This window comes from Acetohalobium arabaticum DSM 5501 (genome assembly GCF_000144695.1).
Classification (GTDB): Bacteria; Bacillota; Halanaerobiia; order Halobacteroidales; family Acetohalobiaceae; genus Acetohalobium; species Acetohalobium arabaticum.
The window spans coordinates 2,130,524-2,149,526 of the sequence record NC_014378.1; the positions used below are offsets into that span (position 1 = coordinate 2,130,524).

At 37.3% G+C, this 19,003-nt stretch carries 21 protein-coding genes, 1 pseudogene and 1 riboswitch; of the genes and pseudogenes, 6 read left to right on the plus strand and 16 right to left on the minus strand.

Going from position 1 to position 19,003, the window contains the following annotated elements; genetic code table 11:
- Positions 1–310: 310 nt before the first annotated feature.
- From acear_RS10335 to acear_RS12635, 6 genes are all read right to left on the minus strand, one after another.
- Positions 311–1,473, minus strand: a protein-coding gene (locus tag acear_RS10335; protein WP_148217686.1) for an IS3 family transposase whose coding sequence is annotated in 2 segments (ribosomal slippage) — positions 311–1,200 and positions 1,200–1,473 — 1,164 coding nt in all. Because the reading frame shifts where the segments join, the coding sequence is not laid out codon by codon here.
- A 106-nt stretch (positions 1,474–1,579) separates the two neighbouring features.
- Positions 1,580–1,879, minus strand: a complete 300-nt coding sequence (locus acear_RS10345) for an ArsR/SmtB family transcription factor (RefSeq protein WP_013278972.1) — start codon at positions 1,877–1,879, stop codon at positions 1,580–1,582.
- A 19-nt stretch (positions 1,880–1,898) separates the two neighbouring features.
- Positions 1,899–2,699: an arsenite methyltransferase gene (arsM, locus tag acear_RS10350; RefSeq protein WP_013278973.1), complete on the minus strand. Its 801-nt coding sequence runs from the start codon at positions 2,697–2,699 to the stop codon at positions 1,899–1,901.
- A gap of 846 nt (positions 2,700–3,545) precedes the next feature.
- Positions 3,546–3,728, minus strand: a complete 183-nt coding sequence (locus acear_RS10355) for a hypothetical protein (protein WP_013278974.1) — start codon at positions 3,726–3,728, stop codon at positions 3,546–3,548.
- Positions 3,729–3,762: 34 nt separating this feature from the next.
- On the minus strand, positions 3,763–4,896 hold the full coding sequence (gene hydE / locus acear_RS10360; protein ID WP_013278975.1) for a [FeFe] hydrogenase H-cluster radical SAM maturase HydE: 1,134 nt from the start codon (positions 4,894–4,896) through the stop codon (positions 3,763–3,765).
- 137 nt (positions 4,897–5,033) lie between these two features.
- Positions 5,034–5,189, minus strand: coding sequence for a hypothetical protein (locus acear_RS12635; protein ID WP_187286619.1), 156 nt, complete (start codon positions 5,187–5,189; stop codon positions 5,034–5,036).
- Positions 5,190–5,640: 451 nt separating this feature from the next.
- Here acear_RS12635 and acear_RS10365 point away from each other — a divergent pair, with 451 nt between their 5' ends.
- The 5 genes and pseudogenes from acear_RS10365 (at position 5,641) to acear_RS12870 (ending at position 7,793) form a co-directional block, all read left to right on the plus strand.
- Positions 5,641–5,925, plus strand: a complete 285-nt coding sequence (locus acear_RS10365; protein WP_280956794.1) for an RRXRR domain-containing protein — start codon at positions 5,641–5,643, stop codon at positions 5,923–5,925.
- A gap of 117 nt (positions 5,926–6,042) precedes the next feature.
- Positions 6,043–6,456 (plus strand): annotated as a pseudogene (gene tnpA, locus acear_RS13045) (IS200/IS605 family transposase).
- 35 nt (positions 6,457–6,491) lie between these two features.
- Positions 6,492–6,923, plus strand: a complete 432-nt coding sequence (locus acear_RS12860; protein WP_049772673.1) for a hypothetical protein — start codon at positions 6,492–6,494, stop codon at positions 6,921–6,923.
- 41 nt (positions 6,924–6,964) lie between these two features.
- Complete coding sequence (locus acear_RS12865; RefSeq protein WP_049772674.1) at positions 6,965–7,336, plus strand: transposase; 372 nt, start codon at positions 6,965–6,967, stop codon at positions 7,334–7,336.
- Positions 7,254–7,793 (plus strand): IS200/IS605 family accessory protein TnpB-related protein, encoded by a 540-nt coding sequence (locus acear_RS12870; protein ID WP_245526685.1) that lies wholly within the window; start codon positions 7,254–7,256, stop codon positions 7,791–7,793. The genes acear_RS12865 and acear_RS12870 overlap by 83 nt, the downstream gene beginning before the upstream one ends.
- Before the next feature lie 75 nt (positions 7,794–7,868).
- Here acear_RS12870 and acear_RS10380 read toward each other — a convergent pair whose 3' ends face one another.
- The gene (locus tag acear_RS10380) at positions 7,869–8,090 is read right to left on the minus strand and encodes a helix-turn-helix domain-containing protein (RefSeq protein WP_041667372.1); all 222 of its coding nucleotides are present in this window, start codon (positions 8,088–8,090) and stop codon (positions 7,869–7,871) included.
- Positions 8,091–8,192: 102 nt separating this feature from the next.
- Between acear_RS10380 and acear_RS10385 the strand changes: the two genes are divergently transcribed.
- On the plus strand, positions 8,193–8,396 hold the full coding sequence (locus acear_RS10385) for a helix-turn-helix domain-containing protein (protein WP_013278976.1): 204 nt from the start codon (positions 8,193–8,195) through the stop codon (positions 8,394–8,396).
- 108 nt (positions 8,397–8,504) lie between these two features.
- Here acear_RS10385 and acear_RS10390 read toward each other — a convergent pair whose 3' ends face one another.
- The 9 genes from acear_RS10390 to rlmD form a co-directional block, all read right to left on the minus strand.
- Entirely contained in the window at positions 8,505–8,720 is a 216-nt protein-coding gene (locus tag acear_RS10390; protein ID WP_013278977.1) for a hypothetical protein, read from the minus strand.
- 209 nt (positions 8,721–8,929) lie between these two features.
- Positions 8,930–10,213 carry a phosphomethylpyrimidine synthase ThiC gene (thiC, locus tag acear_RS10395; RefSeq protein ID WP_013278978.1) on the minus strand — a complete coding sequence of 428 codons (1,284 nt, stop codon included), beginning with the start codon at positions 10,211–10,213 and terminating at the stop codon, positions 8,930–8,932.
- Between the two features lie 11 nt (positions 10,214–10,224).
- The gene (gene thiM / locus acear_RS10400) at positions 10,225–11,010 is read right to left on the minus strand and encodes a hydroxyethylthiazole kinase (RefSeq protein WP_013278979.1); all 786 of its coding nucleotides are present in this window, start codon (positions 11,008–11,010) and stop codon (positions 10,225–10,227) included.
- A gap of 4 nt (positions 11,011–11,014) precedes the next feature.
- Positions 11,015–11,656 carry a thiamine phosphate synthase gene (gene thiE / locus acear_RS10405; protein ID WP_013278980.1) on the minus strand — a complete coding sequence of 214 codons (642 nt, stop codon included), beginning with the start codon at positions 11,654–11,656 and terminating at the stop codon, positions 11,015–11,017.
- A gap of 2 nt (positions 11,657–11,658) precedes the next feature.
- Positions 11,659–12,450, minus strand: coding sequence for a bifunctional hydroxymethylpyrimidine kinase/phosphomethylpyrimidine kinase (gene thiD, locus acear_RS10410; protein ID WP_013278981.1), 792 nt, complete (start codon positions 12,448–12,450; stop codon positions 11,659–11,661).
- Positions 12,451–12,537: 87 nt separating this feature from the next.
- Positions 12,538–12,644, minus strand: a riboswitch (TPP riboswitch).
- A 76-nt stretch (positions 12,645–12,720) separates the two neighbouring features.
- Complete coding sequence (locus acear_RS10415) at positions 12,721–15,198, minus strand: bifunctional aconitate hydratase 2/2-methylisocitrate dehydratase (RefSeq protein WP_013278982.1); 2,478 nt, start codon at positions 15,196–15,198, stop codon at positions 12,721–12,723.
- A gap of 54 nt (positions 15,199–15,252) precedes the next feature.
- Positions 15,253–17,022 (minus strand): CoA-disulfide reductase, encoded by a 1,770-nt coding sequence (locus acear_RS10420; RefSeq protein WP_013278983.1) that lies wholly within the window; start codon positions 17,020–17,022, stop codon positions 15,253–15,255.
- Positions 17,023–17,157: 135 nt separating this feature from the next.
- Positions 17,158–17,445 carry an ArsR/SmtB family transcription factor gene (locus acear_RS10425; protein ID WP_013278984.1) on the minus strand — a complete coding sequence of 96 codons (288 nt, stop codon included), beginning with the start codon at positions 17,443–17,445 and terminating at the stop codon, positions 17,158–17,160.
- Between the two features lie 95 nt (positions 17,446–17,540).
- Positions 17,541–18,911, minus strand: a complete 1,371-nt coding sequence (gene rlmD, locus acear_RS10430; RefSeq protein WP_013278985.1) for a 23S rRNA (uracil(1939)-C(5))-methyltransferase RlmD — start codon at positions 18,909–18,911, stop codon at positions 17,541–17,543.
- Positions 18,912–19,003 lie beyond the last annotated feature (92 nt).

The following is a 19,003-nucleotide window of genomic DNA, read 5'->3' on the forward strand; positions in this document are numbered from 1 at the left end:
TAAAGTCGCTTTTTGCAAGATATCAACTAATTGTGCAAAATAATCTGAGGAAGCGTTTAAAACCAGATTAATGAAAATTCTGTGCTATAAATAGTCAACATTTCTCTGGAGCGACTCTTAAAACTGACTCGAAACCAGGGATGGTGGAGAGTCAGTTTTTGAGAATGAGTGAGACAGGACGTCGAACGAATGGCAAGCGTAAGAGATTTGTTGACTATAATCTGCAATATCATGAATGCGCATATTAATTATGCTAGGTAATTACAAATAAGAGGTATATTGAGGTTCCCCCATTAAATTAGACACTATATTAAGCCATTTTTCTCTCTTTCTCGTAGTTTTTCGGACTCATATAATTCAAATATGAATGTAGCCTAACTTTATTATAGTAACCAGCAATATATTCAAATATATCTAACCTAGCTTGATTTCTGGTTAAATACTTTTTATGATAAACTAACTCAGTCTTCAAACTACCAAAGAAACTCTCAGCAACTGCATTATCCCAACAGTCACCTTTACGACTCATTGAGGATCTAATGCTATGCTGTTTAAATAAATTCTGTAATTTGTGGCTTGCATACTGGCTACCTCTATCAGAGTGGAATATAAGTCCTGCTTCAGGGTTGCGGCGACTTATAGCCATCTTAGTTGCTGACATTATTAAATCTGTATTTATTCTTTTACTCATAGAATAGCCAACTACTTTTCTTGAATAGAGATCAATTACAACTGCCAGGTAAAGCCAACCCTTTTTAGTTGATATATAAGTAATATCAGAGACCCAGACTTTATCTGGTTTATCTATATCAAAATCCCTTTTTAGGAGATTTTCTTTTAAAGGTAAGTCATGATTTGAATTGGTAGTTCTTTTAAACTTTCTTTTTTGAATTGCTTTTAAACCCATTATCCGCATTAACCTAGCAACTCTTTTAATGTTCACTGTATAACCCTCTTTTCGCAGCACTCTATGAATTCTAGGGCTACCATATGTTCCATTATGCTGCCAGTAAATTTCAGCTATTTTAAGTTTTAATTTTTTATTTATTTTTTCTCTTTGAGATGGTTTTCTATTTAACCATTTATAATATCCAGAGCGGGACACCTCTAAAACCTGACACATCTTCACCACAGTAAATTGATCACTGTGGTCCCTGATAAAACCGTAAATTACTTCGGTTCGTTCGAGAAGATGCTTACGGCCTTTTTTAAAATATCACGCTCTGTTTTAGCATCTTTTAATTCTTTTTTTAGTCTTTGAATTTCTTTTTGTTCAGAAGTTAGTTTCTGTTTGCCATGGCCTGGAAAAGCAAGATCACCTTTATCTTTATACTCTCGACGCCATCTAACTAAAGTTCCATAGGGTATATCAAGATTTTCAGATACATCTTTAACTGTTTTATCTGATCTATTTGATAGTTCAACAGCATCTTTTTTGAATTCTTCTGTATAACTTTTTCGTTTTTCTCCCAATTGTAGCACCTCCGTTACTTCTATTATATCGCTTAACTGGGTGTCTAACAAATTGGGGGAGGGTCATATGCGAAGAAATTGAAGGTGACACAATATATCAATATAATTATATATTAAATTGATCAAACAAAGTTCGATATTCTGTAAAAACATCATCTTCTAAACAGTAACAGACTCGAGGACCATCAATCCTTCCTTTTATCCAGCCTGCTTCTTTTAATACTTTTAAATGCTGGGAAACTGTAGACTGCGAAACCGGTAGTTGCTCCACAATACTGCCCACTATACATTGATTATCATCAGGTAAATCAGCTAAAATTTCAATTATTTTAATTCGATGAGGATGTCCTAAAGCCTTTGTTAATTGGGCCAATCTTTCTTGCCAGTTCTCTTCTTTCTGTTCCATTCCTATTCTCCTTTATAAATTATTCTGGTTTCTTTCCAGTAATATAAGCAGAGTAGATAAAGTCTTCTGGTTGAATTTCTGTAGACCAATCCTGTACTATCTCTTCACTATTCTCTTTTCTTTTAATCTCTACATCTTCAAAACCATTCTTCTCCATTATTTCTTCCAATTCTTCCGCAGGGATAGCTCCAGTAATACATCTGCTGTAATTCTCCAGATTATCCTTTATCTCTTCAGACAACTCATTATTCTTTACCACATCTGAAATTGCTATTCTCCCTCCAGACTTTAAGACTCTATAAATCTCCTGGAACACTGCTTCTTTATCAACAGACAAATTAATTACACAGTTAGAAATTACAACATCAACTGAATTATCGGCCGCTGGAAGTGCTTCAATCTCTCCTAATCGGAATTCAACATTTTCAAAATTATTCTCCTCCGCTGTTTTACGGGCTTTAGTAATCATCTCCGAAGTCATATCTACTCCAATCACCTTCCCCTCAATTCCGACCTCTCGTGCAGCAAGAAATACATCAAATCCTGCTCCGCATCCTAAATCAAGTACAGTTTGGCCAGGCTGCAGGTTAGTTATAGCCTGAGGATTTCCACAGCCGAGCCCCTGATTAGCTTCTATGAAATCTGTTTCTAAATCTTCGGAAGTATAACCTAGCTTATTGCTAATTTGAGCTATATCTATCCCCTCTGAATTTCCACTACAACAGCCACTGCTGCTACAGCAACCTTTATTTTCCCCTTCAACTATCTGTGAATAATTTTCTCTCACTTTCTCTTTAATGTCATTTTTGGAATCATTCATAGATTGTTCCCTCCTTAAGTTTTATTATAACAACTTAATCGTTAATCGTCAATAAGCGATTAAGTTACATCTCTTATTTCATTTTATGCAAAAAAATATTACAATAAAAATGGCCTATTGGCCACTTAGATTTAACTCTATATTGATATATTGTGTCACCTGCAATTTCTTCGCATATACCTCTTATTTGTAATTGCCTAGTATAATCAATATGAGTTCATTCATGATATTGCGGGAATAGTCAATATGTATCCGCCGCTTGCCGTTCGTTCGACATCCTGTCTCACTCACTGTCAAAAACTGGCCCTCCATCATAGCCAGCATAAAAACCAATGCTGACTATGGAATGAATTTATTGAGCAATGAGATAATATTGATGCTCTGATTTAAAGACAAAGAGCTAAAATTAGTTTCTCTACAGCCTCCATGATTCCAGACTAGTTTTACGACGGACAGGATGTCCTAGCACTGGTACTGCAACAGGACGTTGCGGTTAGTGCCAGTGAGAGTCGCTCTGGACACATATTGACTATTGATAATAAAATATATTGCTGTGATTATCACCAATGAGAGTTATTGAAAGCATATATTGACTATTTATGGTATTACAGAACAGAAATTTCATTAGTTTGGGTTTTAACGCTTTCCCTCAGATAATTTTGCACAATTTAGTTGATATCTTGCAAAAAGCGACTTTAAAGCAGTCCCACAAAAGAGAATAGTTAACATATAAAGCGGAATCTTTAAATCATAATACTAAGATTTATTTACTGCTAAGTGACTAGGACTGATTTCTGGAGCGTTTGCAAGATATCAACTCTAAACTGCAACATTATATCAATTAAGTTACTCTTCTTTAATTTCTGTTTCAAAATATTCTTGAGCTTCACGTTCTGAATCAAAGGATATACAGTGATTACCACAGGCCCTTTGTCCTCCCTTAAAGCTTTCTACAATTATGTCTTTTCCTTCCAATGTATATCTCTTTCTAGTATGATTAGGCCCTTCAACTTCTTTTGTTTTACACATCTGGTCTCTCCCCTTTTCTATAATATTATCAACTTTACTTTCCAGCAGCATTATCTATATCTATCTGACTCCCTAAGTCGCTTTCTCTTCCTTTAATCCGCTTAAAATAATGTGGCGAATCTCCCCACGCACCATAAATTATCTCATCACCTACATTTTTAACTCGATTTGCTAAACAATCTTTACAATCAGAAGGTTTTTCATCTATACAGGGCTTATTTTCATATAACTGGTAATCCTCTCGATAATTCGGATGAGTAACAATGGGCATTAAAATATTAGCTCCAGCCTGCAGTGCCAATTCACGGCCAATAGGATTCAAAGCCTGCAGAGCAGTGGTAGCGGCAATATTGATATCAGGCATAGCCAGCCTCAAAATAGCTACCATCTTTAAGCTCCAAGTAAAGTTTCTGGTTCTTAATTCTGCTTGATCAGTTACCTCTTGGACTAATGGAGTATCTTCATGAATCACATACGGACCCATACCAATCATATCAATGCTTTCATCTTTAAAGAATAGAATATCATCAACTAAATCCTCCCTTGTCTGTCCCGGAAGTCCAATCATTACTCCAGTACCTACCTGATAGCCAATCTCTCTTAATTCAGCAATACATTCCTTTCTGCTCTGAAAGTCATGGTCATTAGGATGAATAGATTTATATAACTCTTCGTTAGAAGTTTCTATTCTTAATAAGTAACGGTGGGCACCTAGGTCAAACCACTTCTGATAAGTTTCTTTAGTCTGTTCCCCCAAGGAAAGAGTAATACCTAACTCTCCATTACTTAATTCCTTAATCTTTTTAACTAGCTTATTGACAAACTCGATATATTCCTCATCATTTCTTTCCCCGGACTGCAGAACTATAGAACCGTAGTTATTTTCATAAACCCAGTTTGCACTCTCTAAAATCTCTTCTTCATTCATTGTATATCTATTTACCTTATTATTATCATGCCTAATTCCACAATAATTACAGTTTTTGATACATCTATTGCTGAACTCAATAAGCCCCCTAAAGTATACCTTTTGTCCGACAGTCTCTGATTTTATTTCATAGGCTCGATTATATAACTTTTCTAATTTATCTTCATCCTTCAAACCCATTAAATAGATCAAATCATCTCTGTTTAAATTATTTTTATTTAAAACTTGTTCTAACCTCACCTTAACCCCTCCCCATACCTAAGATAATAAATTTCTTATTTAATAGATATTCCACTAATAACCCCATTATATATTATACATAATTTTCTTGCAACTTACAAAAAGCCCTGCAGTTAATATTAACTGCAGGGCTTAACTTAAACCTCAAATTCTTCCACTAATTTCTGTAACTCTTGAGCCATCTCTGATAAATCCTGAGCAGAATGGGTCAATTCCTCTGACATACCGACAACTTCACATGTTAAAAAGTGTAAATTATCAGTCCGATTATTTTTTAGCTTTATCTTTGACAATAATAATCAAGTAGTAGATAATTCATTAATCGGCGGAGTTACAATAGCTGTAACAGCCACAACCGATCCTTTCTTAGGTATGGTATCCGGACTTATTATTAAGTTATTAACAGCTACAATTGGATTCTAAAGGAGCTATGAAACAGCTTGTAAATACCTATTTAATGTCATTTAAAATTAGGTAAAGTTCTTCATTGCCCTCCAGGCTCAGCAAGTGTAGAGAGCAGAAATGTTCTTAGCATGATGAGCTACGTTATTTGGTTAAAGAGTGTAATGCTCGACAAGGCTATCACACCCTCGAATGTATCCCATCAGTTCTAGGCTCTGTGGCAGTTAGGAAGAACGCTTACCTAAGTCAACTGATAAGGTAGCCTAACACCGAAACTGCATAAGCCCCATTTGACATTGCCGAGAAGGGAAGTTCCCGTTAAGGAGGTCGCCAGAGATAGCAATTAACTATGCTTTTGTATTAGACAATGAAGGTAAAATGTTAGATCCGACTAAAACTAAGAAAGCATGGTATTTAATTCGACAAGGTAAAGCTGAATTAGTCGAAGAGTATCCACTTATTATTCAATTAAATAGGACAGTGCCTAGCAGTCAAATTAATGATGACGAGATAGTACTAGGTATTGATGATGGTGCTAAATATGTAGGTGTTGCTTTAGGACAAAAAGTAAAGAACCCACCCTTATTTATATGGGTGATGAATTTACTAACCTATTCTTTGATTTAATATTAAAGAATAGGTTATTTTTTACTTGTTTTTAAACCATGTGTAATCGATTTAACTTTTGATATGCTTGATATTAAAAGTAATATACGATATACTATATGTAAGAGGTGATAACAATTGAGCAACCAAAATAATTTAATTCATGCCAGAACATGTGTTTATAATGTTGGCTATCATATTGTATTTACAGTTAAATATCGTAAAAAAGATATTAACAGGTAAAGTAGCTACTAGATTAAAAGAAATATTACATCAAGTTGCCCAGGATAAAGAGTTCATTATTGAAACTATGGAGTTAATGCCTGATCATCTACATTTATTTGTAACTGCTCACCCTAAAATAGCACCTAGTTATATTGTTAAAAATGAGTAAAGGTATTAGCGGTAGATTATTATTAAAAAGAATTCCCCAAATTAAAAAAGCAGTTATATAAAGGACATTTATGGAATAAATCTTATTATCTAGAAACTGTAGGTAATATCTCTAAGGATACGGTTAAACAATATATTGAAAATCAAAAATCTAAATAATAATATTTATATAATATTGAAAGGAGGTGAACTAATTGAAGCTAGCTAAGTATTTTATTCATAAACCTAATCAAACCCAACAAATTGTATTAGGTTGTTTAGCTTATGCTAGTGCTAGGTTATATAATATCGGCAATTATCAACGTAAAAATTGGTCTAAAGATAGTGATAAAGAGTATCCTGATTGGTATAAACAAAAAAAGCAATTAAAAGAAAATTTTTGGTATAAAAATTTACCTTCTCAAACAGCACAGGAAACACTTAAAATTTTAGCTGATAACTGGGATAGTTTTTATCAAAGTATGGAGGATTATCAAGATAATTCTGATAAATATAACGGTGAGCCTAATCCACCTAATTATAAACCTAAAGACAGCAAATTTAACTTCCGTTATCTCAATAATGGTTTTAAAATTATTGATGGTAAGTTAAGATTATCTATTCCTAAACAGTTAAAAAGTATCTAAAAGAGGAATACTCTATTACCAACAAATTCTTATGGATAAGAGTGCCTAATGAGCTGTTATCCAGTAATAGAGATGTCCTTAACTCAACTACTAGAATTGAGTTTAAACCTTTAAGCGATGATACTTATAAGGTAATCTTAACTTATAAAGTAGATACTCCTACTATTAAAGAAGATAACGGTAATTATTTAAGTATTGATCTAGGCATTAATAATCTAATGACTTGTTACAGTAATCAAAATCAGGAAAGCTTTATTATTGACGGCGGACAATATTTAGCTATTAATCGTTACTTCGATAAAAAAATTAAACATTATCAATCAATTTTGAATGGTCAAGGTAAAAAGACTTCTAAACGTATCCAACAATTATATAAAAAACGACGCAAGCAGCTTTTTTCATTTAATCCATAGTGCAACTAAAAAAGTAGTTGACTATTGTATTAAACATAATATATCTAGAGTAATCGTTGGTGATATAAAAAATATTCGTGATGATGCTGACCTAGGTAAACAGAACAATCAAAAACTCCATAAACTACCTTTTGATATTATCTATCACCAACTAGAGTATAAACTTAATTTACAGGGGATTACTTTAATCAAGAAGAGTGAAAAATATACCAGCCAATGCAGCCCTTACAGTAAAAAAGTAACTAAAAAATATGGTGATAAGTCTAATCGTATTAAACGCGGCTTATATGTAGACAAAAATAATAATCAAGCCTTTAATGCCGATAGTGTAGGTTCATTTAATATCTTACGCAAATACTTACAGCAGCGACGTAAAGGAAAAGATATTACTTTGCAGGTTAAAGGTTTATCAAATCCAGTTAAATATAGCTGGAATGATCATCAATTTGCAGCTTAAAAGTAACTCCAAGTCCAGTATTAACTGGATAGGAGTAGTGGCGTTGGACACGTCGAATGGGTAACTTGCTTGATGTTACGGGTAACTCCCATAAAAGCAGGCGACCATGAAGCTCGGTATTTCAATGCCGAGTAGTTCACTGTATGATTTATAGTTATCATCTTTAGCTTTAGCCAAAAATTCATTATAGATAAACCTTGAACAACCAACGGTCTTATTTATTAATTCTTGTTGTTCTTGATTAGGATAAATTCTAAATTTGTATGCCTTATTAACAGGTTTGAAGGTCTTAATCATTAATTTCACCTCCTATATACTGATTATATAATAATATACTAGTCAAGTATTATAATTGATTTATATATTCAAATATGATATATTATTATTGGAGGTGTTAAAATGATTAAATCTAAACTATCTGTTCTCATGGGTATTAAAAAAGTAAATATACAAGACGTTCATGAAGGTACTGGAATTAATAGGAATACTATATCTAGACTTTACCACGATAAATTAAAAAGAGTTGATTTTGATACTTTAAACAGATTATGCAAATACTTTGACTGTCAAGTTGAAGATGTGTTAGAGTATTCAAAAGATTAATTTTAAATACAATATCGAATTATCTTTAAAATGTCGGTATTCATCCCGAGGGCAAGCCCGTCGGGTTTTCTACCGACTAAGTTCTATAACACCTATAGAACTAATCCTTCAATTCTTCTTTCGCTTAACTATTCTTCCTTTATCAAAGTCATACTCATATTCATCTAGGTTATTTAATATCTGCCCCTCAAACTCTCCCCGTTCGACCCGTACTTTCTTTAAACCTTCCTCCTGAGCAATCATACCTAAATTAATCCCAGCATCAACTGAAGCCATTCTGATATCTCCATTTTCTTCTACCAACAATAAAACCTTTTCAGTCAACTCTTATCCCTCCCGAAGATTTCTTCCTAATTAACTTTAAAAGACTACTGTACTCATATTTTATTACTTTTATCTATATCAGTAAAATAATATCATATTATAAAAAATATAATTAATTACTTATAGCTTGTTGCAGCTTAATGATCTTCCCTAACAAAATTACCTTACCTGATTTTATATTTCATACTTCTAGATTAAAATAGATAACACTATAACGCTTCATCTACTATTTTCATAGCACAGTAAGAACCACACATACTGCAGGCATCTTCATCTTGTATCTCTTGATTATGAGCCGCTCGTGATTCTTTAGCCTTCTTCGAATCAATGGCCAGTTCAATCTGCTGTTCCCAATCCAGTGCTTTACGGGCCTCAGCCATCTGCAAGTCCTGTTTTTTTGCACTAGAATTTCCTTTAGCGATATCAGCAGAGTGAGCAGCAATCTTTGTAGCAATAACTCCTTCTCGTACCTCCTCTATATTAGGTAAGCCGATATGCTCAGCCGGAGTGACATAACATAAAAAATCAGCGCCACAGCTGGCAGCCATAGTTCCGCCGATAGCAGCAGCTATATGATCATAACCAACAGCAATATCTGTCACTAAGGGGCCTAACACATAGAAAGGAGCACCTTTACAGAGTTCCTTCTGTAATTGAATATTAGTCTCTATCTGATCAAAGGGCACATGTCCAGGTCCTTCCACCATCACCTGAACATCAGCCTCGCGGGCTCTATCTACTAACTCTCCTAAAACTAATAATTCATGAATCTGACTGCGGTCAGTGGCATCGGCCAAAGATCCCGGCCGCAGACCATCGCCTAAGCTAAGAGTAACATCATACTCATAGGCTATCTCCAGTAATCGATCATAATATTCATATAAGGGATTTTCAGCATCATTATGCAGCATCCAGCCGGTAATAAAGGAACCGCCCCGGCTTACTATATCAGTTACTCTACCTTCTTCTTTTAGATGACGAATCGTTTCTAAAGTTAAACCACAGTGGACAGTAATAAAATCCACCCCATCTTGAGCCTGCTTTTCAATCACTCCAAATAGATCATCAACAGTCAGATCTACAATTGCTTTATCATCCTGCAGCGTCTCAACTGTAGCCTGATAGATCGGTACAGTTCCCAGCGGCACTTCAGCTTCAGCTAAAATAGCCTGCCGAGTTTCTGTTATCTTATCGCCAGTAGATAGGTCCATTACTGCATCAGCTCCAGCTTCCACAGCAGCTTCTAACTTCTCCAACTCCTTATCCACTTCCGGATAATCTTCCGAAGTTCCAAAATTAGCATTGACCTTAGTAGTTAATCCTTCACCAAAGCCGTTAGGATCTAAATGTTGATGATTCTTATTGGCTGGAATTACAATTTTGCCTGCGGCTATCTGCTCTCTAATAAATTCAGCACTAACTCCTTCTTTGTTAGCTACCTGTTTCATCTCTGCTGTTATCCTGCCTGCTTTTGCTTCAGTCATCTGGGTCATTTTTCTACCTCCTAAAGTTTAGTTATCTCTTCATGATTAATTACTGTTTCATCTGTCAGTTCACTAATACTATCCATAAAAGCAGTCTTATAACTGGCCGGTTTAGATGCTTTTTTACTAGCTATCTCACCTGCTATTCCGTAAGCTGTTACTGCCGTTAGGCTAGCTGCTAAATAATCATCACTTACTCCAGTAAATACTCCTAAAGTACTGCCCAACATACAGCCGGTACCTACTATCTCTCCCAATAATGGATGGCCGTTATTGACTTTATAAACTGTTTCTCCATCAGTTACAATATCTTTAGTGCCCGAAACTACCACTACTGCTTCCTCTGCTGCAGCCAACCCTTGAGCATTGGCTACAAGTTCTTCATAATCACCTACAGACTCTACACCTCTAACTTCGCCCTGTCCTTCAGCCAGAATACTTATTTCGCCCTGATTGCCCTTAATTACTGCTACCTGCAATTCATCCAATATTCGACGAGCCGTTTCGGTCCTAAAAGTAGTAGCTCCAACTCCAACAGGGTCAAGAATCACTGGTATTCCTGACCTATTAGCCTGTTTTCCAGCTTTGATCATACTGCTAACCTGTCTCTGGTTTAAGGTGCCAATATTTAATACTAAAGCCTGAGCTGCCTGCACCATCTCCGCTACTTCCTCTTTAGCATCAGCCATCACCGGCAGTCCGCCCCAGTAAAGAGTTATATTGGCTGCATCATTGACTGTAACATAGTTAGTAATCTGATGTACTAAGGGCTTCTCTTCTCTAATTCTGCTCAATGTCTCCTGCATATTATCACCTCCCTTTCTTTGCTTCTTTAATTATTCCTTTTAACTCCTCAGTCTTCCACTCAATATCCTCAGCTTGAGTCACAGCAGAGATAACAGATATAACGTCAGCGCCAGCAGCAATCACTTCACTGATGTTATCCTGATTCAAACCGCCAATTGCTGCTACCGGAATATCAACCTTAGACTTAATTTCAGCCAATCTATTCAGACCTACTGCTGATCTATCATTTTTTAGATCTTTAGAATCAGTAGCAAATATAGAGCCTACTCCTAAATAATCGGCTCCCCCTGCTTCAGCCTGTAGAGCTTCTTCTACAGTAGAGGCCGAAATTCCGATTATCTTATCCTCAGGCAGTAGCTTCTGTGCTGCTTTGAGAGGTAGGTCATCCTGACCTAAATGCACACCATCAGCCTCAAGAGCCAAAGCTAGATCAACTCTGTTATTGATAATCAAGTCCACTCCCGCTTCAGCCGTCAGTTCTCTAATCTTAAGCCCAAGTTCATAGCGATAGGCTAGATCCTTTCCTTTATCCCTCAACTGAATCAGATCTACTCCACCATTGATTGCAGCTTTAACTACTTCCAGTGTGCATCTACCAGATGATAATTCTTCTTCTGTAACCAAGTATAGATCCCAATCCTCCACAGCTACTCCTCCCCATAATCAATTAAGTGGTTCACTGGATTACTACCGCTGCCTATCTGACAGCCGCTTCTAATTGCCTCCGTAATGAAGTCTTTACTCCGTTTAACTGCTTCAGCTAATCCATAACCCAAAGCTAAATTGCTGGCTATAGCCGCTGATAGAGTACAGCCTGTGCCGTGAGTATCATCGGTATCAATTCTCTCAGCTGTAAACTCAATTACATCATTGCCGTCATATAATAAATCCCGGGCTAGTTCATCCCGGCTGTGGCCTCCTTTAACTAAGACATAATCTGCTCCAAACTGATGCAGTTCTTTTACTAACTGCTTTAAACTGACTTGCTCTGTCTTCTTCCTACCAGTCAATACTTTAGCCTCATCTAAATTAGGAGTAATTACTTTAGCTCGTGGAATTAACTGCTCCTTTAAAGTAGAAATTGCCTCTTGAGCAAGCAGTAGATCTCCACTGGTAGCCACCAATACCGGATCAACTACTAAGTTGCTCAGATGATACTCCTCAATCTTATCTGCTACAGCATTAATAATCTCTCCATTAGCCAACATTCCTGTCTTAACAGCTGCAAAATCAATATCTTCCACTACAGAATCCAACTGCTGAGCTACAAAACTACCGTTTAAAGCTTTAACGCCCTGTACCCCTAGAGTATTCTGCGCAGTAACTGCAGTAATAACAGAAGCACCGTAGACTTTGAATCTAGTCATCGTCTTTAAATCAGCCTGGATTCCGGCTCCCCCTCCCGAATCAGAACCAGCAATTGTTAATACCTGTTTCATCCTCTATCCTCTCCTAACAGATTCTGTACTTCTTTTTAAATAAAATAAAAAAGCACAGATTTCCAGCTAGGAAATCTGTGCTTAATAAACTCAACCCACACACTTCCCTTCGCTGGTATTATCCAGATCAGGTTCAAGGGGTCAAGAGATTATATCTCCTTCTCAGCCCTTACAGAGCTCCCCCAGCAACTACCGAATATTCACTTTTGATTTTTACTTTTTTAATTATATCAAGTTATAGTCCTTTTTGCAATCATTATTAACAGTTTATTAAAACATCTCAAAATACTCTTCTGCTGTTGGAATTTCACCTAATACAGCTGCCATAGCAGCTACATAGGCACTACCGAGATAAGTCTTAGAATCAGCCGGTCCGATGCGAGACTGATAATTACGAGTCGTTGTTGTCAAAGCAGTTGCACCAGATCCGATCCGCCTTTTATTCCCCATACAGAGACCACAACCCGGCATAATCACTGTGGCTCCAGCTTCCGTTAACTTCGCCAAGCTGCCGTCAGCCGCCAGTTCATTATAGATATCCCTCGCCGCCGGCGAAACAACAAAATTAACTCCATGAGGTACTTGATAGCCGTCAACAATTTTAGCTGCTGCTCGAATCCCTTCCAGATCACCGCCGACGCAGCTGCCGATAAAGACTTCATCCAGCTCAGTTTCAGCCACTTCCGAAAGTGGAGCTACATTATCCGGATGATGCGGTTTTGCTACTAATGGTTCCTCCACTTCATCCAGCGGAATCTCAATTGTAGCTGCATATTCTGCATTTTCATCAGCTTCAAGTAAGACCGGATCGGTTAAAAACTCTTCTATAGCTGCAATAGCATTCTTAACCGAAGGAGATTCATCAGCATCAGGTCTGGACTTAAGATACTCTAAATTATCCTCAAGTCTATCCAAAGTAGTCTCATCAGAAGGAATAACTCCCGCCGAAGCACTCCGTTCAGCTACTGCATTAGTTAAAATATAGCGTTCATCAGAATTTAAGAATTCCACACCTTCCATCTCAATAATCCGGCCGTTATAGATTTCCTTGCCAACTGTCTCTTCAGCATAAGTAACTAACGTAGAAACTAAATCCCGCGCTGTAATGCCTTTCTTAGGCTCTCCTTTAAAGATAACCCTAACTGATTCATCCATCGTCAAATCCTGCTTGCCGTACTTCATAGCTCCAGCTACAATATCGGAGGCAGCAGGGAATGAAACACCGCGCGGAGTCCGGGTATGAGAATCGCCGCCGACGATTACATCTGTCGGCAGTACAAACCGGTTACCGATAGTATGGATAATTCCTTCGCCGGGTTCTAAACAGACACCGCCGCGTTCAGTCACGAATTCATCAATAAACTGGTGTCTATCCCTCTCTTCTGTCGATGGACATTCGCCAGTATGACAGAGCGACTGGACTACAAATTCAGCCCCAAAGTCTCCGCCGGCCATCGACTGATACTCATCAAGAGTCATCGGCCCTGTTGTATCCTGAGAATAGACTCCTCTAATCCTCACTGTAGCCGTCTCACCAGGTAGAATAGTCTCCTTACCGTCTAATCTATTCAGACCTACAATCTTCTGGGCCAATGTCTGAGGCGGCTTTTCATCTTCCGGTTGAGCCCCTTTAGGTAATTTACTCTCATCAAAATCGATACCATTCTCTCGACAGTACTCCACAGCCCACTTCTGCAGTTCATTGCCGGCATCAAAGTAAGTCATTCCTCCGGCAGCAATCTTATTTAGCTTAAACTGAATCGGCAGCTTAATATCTAATTCCTGCTCACCATTAATAATTAACTTTCTAGCCTCAATATCTATCTTTAATTCATCACCTTCATTAATTACATCTGTATCACACTCAACCGGCAGCATACCAGAAGCTACCAAAGAATTCTTAAAGATTGGAGCAAAGCTTTTGGCCACTACTACTCCCCCGGCCTTCTTTTCTGGTTCTCCATCCACTGGTTCACCCAGAATCTGTAACATAGTATAGGTAGCCGATTTACGAGAGGATCCTTCTCCTAAAGCTGCTCCGGCAACAAAGATCACATTATCGGCCTGCTCTTTTAAATCTTCCAACCGATCCAAAAAGTCAGCCTCATCCTCTCTGCCTTCCATAATATACTGTGCATGGAGCGGATGGTCAGTCCGGCTATCGGCCCTCTTAGAAGGACTTAAATGACCGGTAGTCAGATTATCGCCTACCTTAATTGAGACTCCCTGATAAGCATTCTCAAGCTGCCAGTCCTCAGCAAACTCTCTTTCAGCCCAGCTTTTGATAATCCTTTGGGCCGCTTTATCTTGGTTAGCCATCTGGGCTAGCTCAGAGAATTCCTCTTCATTAACCAGGACTGTATTCTGTAAGATGTTAGTTATCTCTTCTTTAAATAATCCAGCCTTCAATATATCTATTAATTCATTAGTAGCTGCTCCACCATTCATATCAGCCAAAAGCTCCAGCGCTTCTCTAGAGCTTAAATAATCCGATTCAATCTCATCCTTTACTACTTTAGCCAAGCCCTCAGCTTTAACATAAGATGAAGGAAAGGTTCCTCTTCTCACTTCTTCACTCAACAGCCTTACAATTAACTTATTCATATCTAATCCATCAACTTTTAATCCCTCAATTAATCCTTCAACTTCTTTAGCAGTCAATGGCCTCGGTAGTAAATCATAAGTTTCTTTACGTTCTAAAGCTCTTTCTTTATAACCTTCTAAAATCTGCTTTAATTTATCTTCCATTACTTAACTACTCCCTCCTTATCATGCTATAATTATACAATAAATCTTTCTTATTTACAACTCAGAAGTAGTTTTTTCAATTTCTTCCTCAGCCTGTTGACCCTCTTCTGGATTAGAAATACTGGTTAACCTTTCACCTTCAGGAGTTGTTGAATCATCAATTATTCCTTGTTCATCTTTTTGTACTGCACTATATAACTTATAACCACCAGCTAAATTCTTAACATTTTCAAAGCCATGCTGCATTAAGATTCTAGCTCCAATATACCCTCGTAAACCGACAGCACAGTAAACAACTACTTCTTTACTTTTATCCAATTCCTCTAATCTATCCCGCAGACTATTTAGCGGAATATTGACTGAACCATCAATTTGGCCTAATTTAACTTCTACTTCTTCTCTAACATCTAACAGAATAGCATCATCAGCTAACTCATCAATCTGGTGCCAGTGAATAACATCAACTTTATCATTGAGAATATTTCCCGCAGCAAAGCCAGCCATATTAACCGGATCTTTAGCAGAACCAAACGGCGGTGCATAAGCTAAATCTAAATCCTGTAAATCAAAAACTGTCTTCTCAAATCTAATCGCAGTAGCTAAGACATCAATTCGTTTATCTACTCCCTCATAACCTACAATTTGAGCTCCTAACAACCTACCTTCATCAGGAGTAAATAAAATTTTAAGAGTCATTGGCACTGCTCCAGGATAGTAACCAGCATGATTCTTCTTATTAATATAAGAGACTTCATAATCTATATCCGCTTCTGTAAGCTGCTTCTCATTATTACCAGTTCCAGCAACTGTTAAATCAAAGACTTTAGCTATAGCAGTACCTTGACTTCCTGGAAACTTCTCTTTAGCTCCTGTTAAATTATTGGCTACAATCCGTCCCTGTTTATTAGCTGGACCAGCCAACGGAATATAGGCTGGATTACTAGTTACAGCATCAGTAACTTCAATGGCATCTCCAATAGCATAGATATTAGGATCAGAAGTCTGTAAATAATCATTAACCTTAATCCCACCAGTTTCACCAATTTCTAAACCTGCCTTCTGGGCTAATTCAGTATTAGGGCTGACTCCAGCAGCCATAATAACTAAATCAGTAGTTAATTCTTCTCCATTGGATAAACTAACTTTCTTTTTATCCTCTTGATCAGCCAAACCAGCTACTCCATTATCTAAATATAGCTCAATTCCTTTCATTCGTAAGTGGTTATGTACCTGAGCAGCCATCTCTCTATCAAGCGGACCTAAAACTTGTGGTGCTAACTCTACTATTGAAACATCAAGTCCTCGTTCATGTAAGTTCTCTGCCATTTCTACACCGATATATCCTCCGCCAACTACTACAGCACTATCAGGCTTATGTTGATCAACATAACCTTTAATCTCGTCAGTATCAGGAATATTCCGTAAAGTAAAGATCCTATCACCATCAACCCCTGGCACTGGAGGTTTAATTGGATCAGCTCCTGGAGATAACACTACATAATCGTAATCTTCCCGGTAAGTTTCATCAGACTCTAAATCCTTAACTTCTAATTCCTGATTAGCTCGGTCAATCTTTACTACTTTATTCTTAATTCGGACCTCAACATTAAATCTAGCTTCCATAGCTTCAGGAGTCTGGACTAATAATTTCTCCCGTTCCTCAATTACCTTACCAATATGATACGGCAGCCCACAATTAGCAAAAGAAATATGCGGCCCCTGTTCAAAAATAATTATTTCTGCCTCTTCATCCATTCGACGCAGCCTAGCAGCAGTACTGGCTCCACCAGCTACACCGCCAACAATTAAAACTTTATTTCCCATATCTAGCCCTCCTTTTAATTTTAAAATCAAAATATAGTGATTATACGATATAATCTATTTTAAAGAATCTCTCCAGTATAAATAATACCGGAGAGATAATCTAATTAATAGCTTATCCTTGATCTATAAAAAATATTACTCAAATAACACATTAATAATTCCCTGCGCATCATCAGAAACTACTGAATAATTGATTTCAACCCCGTTACGTTCCCCACTGATAATTCCGGCATTTCTTAATTTAGCCAGATGCTGGGAAACAGTAGACTGAGGCATCTCCATACAGGTCTGTAGATCAGATACATTACAGCTGTCTACCTTTAGCAATCTCTTTACAATACATAACCTAGCAGGATGGGATAATGCTTTTAAAATCTTTGCTTTAGAACATAAAAGCTCACTATCTACTTCAATATCCTGCATTCTTCTTATCCTCCTATAATAATCAAATTAATTAATGTCATTATCTAAATAATATAATATTTAAATACAACAGTCAAGAGTAATAATTAAGATAATTAAGTGCGAACTATCTTAGCTACTGCTTCGATATGATAAGTCTGGGGAAACATATCTACCGGCTGAATCTCTTCTACTTCATAATCAGCAGCAGTCAGCTGCTCTAAATCTCTAGCTAAACTGCTGGGTTTACAGGATACATAGATAATTCGCTCCGGCTTTAGTTCCAAAAATGTCTCTAAAACCTCTTCATGACAGCCCTTGCGCGGAGGATCCACTACTATAACCTCTGGGTTTAGCCCGTTACTTTTTAATTTAGGCAGTATCTTTCGTACCTTCCCTACTTTAAAATAACAGTTATCTATATTATTCAGTTCTGCATTCTCTTTAGCATCATCAATCGCCTGAGAAACAACCTCGATACCGTATACCTGCTTAGCTGCCTGAGCTAAGTATAAAGAAATAGAACCGATGCCACAATACGCATCAACTACTGTTTCCTCTCCGCTTAAATCAGCATATTCTAAAATCTGATCATAAAGTTTTTTAGCCTGTAATGTATTAACCTGAAAGAAAGACTGGGCTGAAATCTGATATCTAATACTTCCGATATAGTCTATTATCTTACTCTCTCCCGCTAAAGAATAAGTTTTGGCTCCCAAAATAACATTTGTCTTCTGGCGGTTAATATTATTTTGAATACTGACTAACTCTGGAATTTCAGCCATCAGCTCTTCAGCCAGCCTCTGTTGGCCAGGAATTCTCTGTCCATTGATCACAAAGACTAACATAGCCTGGTTAGTGCAGACGCCAACTCTAACAACTAAATGGCGCAGCAGGCCGCTGTGGCTATCCTCATCATAAATAGAAATTTCATGCTTTTCTACTAGTTCAACCGCCTTGCTTATAACTCGATTAATCAGCTGATGCTGAATTAAGCATTCCTCAGTATCTATAATTTCGTGACTACCAGGAGCATAGAATCCAGTAACTACATCTTCATCTTTAACTCCAACAGGAAACTGGGCCTTATTGCGGTAAAAGTAAGGATGCTCCATCCCCAGCACCGGTTTAATATCTACATCTGATAGGCCGCCTATTCTCTCGATATTATCCTTAACCATCTCTTGTTTATATTCCAGTTGGGCCTGATAATCGATATGCTGAAGCTGACAGCCGCCGCAGACTCCATTTACTTTACAGTCACCGGTGATTCTTTCAGGCGCTGATTCCACAACTTCAATAATCTCTCCATGGGCATAGCTTTGCTTCACCTGAGTAATCTCCATGTTAACTATCTCTCCTGGCACTCCCTGCGGTACAAAGATAGCAAAACCGTCTTTTCTACCTACTGCATCACCGCCGTAGGCTAAATCTTCTAATTCAATTACTACTCTATCTCCTACTGTAACCGGTTTTGATTCTGTCACTATTTATCCTCTCCTTCTATAAAAATAACACTACCTAGTAGTCATTAGGTAGTGTTGGACCATCAATAATATTATATTAATACTATATTTTA

Bases quoted from the DNA above. Each gene is read 5' to 3' on its own strand.
- acear_RS10385 (WP_013278976.1), top strand. From the start codon at position 8,193: ATGATTAAATCTAAACTATCTGTTCTCATGGGTATTAAAAAAGTAAAT.
- acear_RS10355 (WP_013278974.1), bottom strand. From the start codon at position 3,728: ATGTGTAAAACAAAAGAAGTTGAAGGGCCTAATCATACTAGAAAGAGA.
- thiC (WP_013278978.1), bottom strand. From the start codon at position 10,213: ATGACCCAGATGACTGAAGCAAAAGCAGGCAGGATAACAGCAGAGATG.
- arsM (WP_013278973.1), bottom strand. From the start codon at position 2,699: ATGAATGATTCCAAAAATGACATTAAAGAGAAAGTGAGAGAAAATTAT.
- acear_RS10420 (WP_013278983.1), bottom strand. From the start codon at position 17,022: ATGGGAAATAAAGTTTTAATTGTTGGCGGTGTAGCTGGTGGAGCCAGT.
- acear_RS10380 (WP_041667372.1), bottom strand. From the start codon at position 8,090: ATGATTAAGACCTTCAAACCTGTTAATAAGGCATACAAATTTAGAATT.
- acear_RS10415 (WP_013278982.1), bottom strand. From the start codon at position 15,198: ATGGAAGATAAATTAAAGCAGATTTTAGAAGGTTATAAAGAAAGAGCT.
- acear_RS12870 (WP_245526685.1), top strand. From the start codon at position 7,254: ATGGTCAAGGTAAAAAGACTTCTAAACGTATCCAACAATTATATAAAA.
- thiD (WP_013278981.1), bottom strand. From the start codon at position 12,450: ATGAAACAGGTATTAACAATTGCTGGTTCTGATTCGGGAGGGGGAGCC.
- acear_RS10425 (WP_013278984.1), bottom strand. From the start codon at position 17,445: ATGCAGGATATTGAAGTAGATAGTGAGCTTTTATGTTCTAAAGCAAAG.
- acear_RS10345 (WP_013278972.1), bottom strand. From the start codon at position 1,879: ATGGAACAGAAAGAAGAGAACTGGCAAGAAAGATTGGCCCAATTAACA.
- thiM (WP_013278979.1), bottom strand. From the start codon at position 11,010: ATGCAGGAGACATTGAGCAGAATTAGAGAAGAGAAGCCCTTAGTACAT.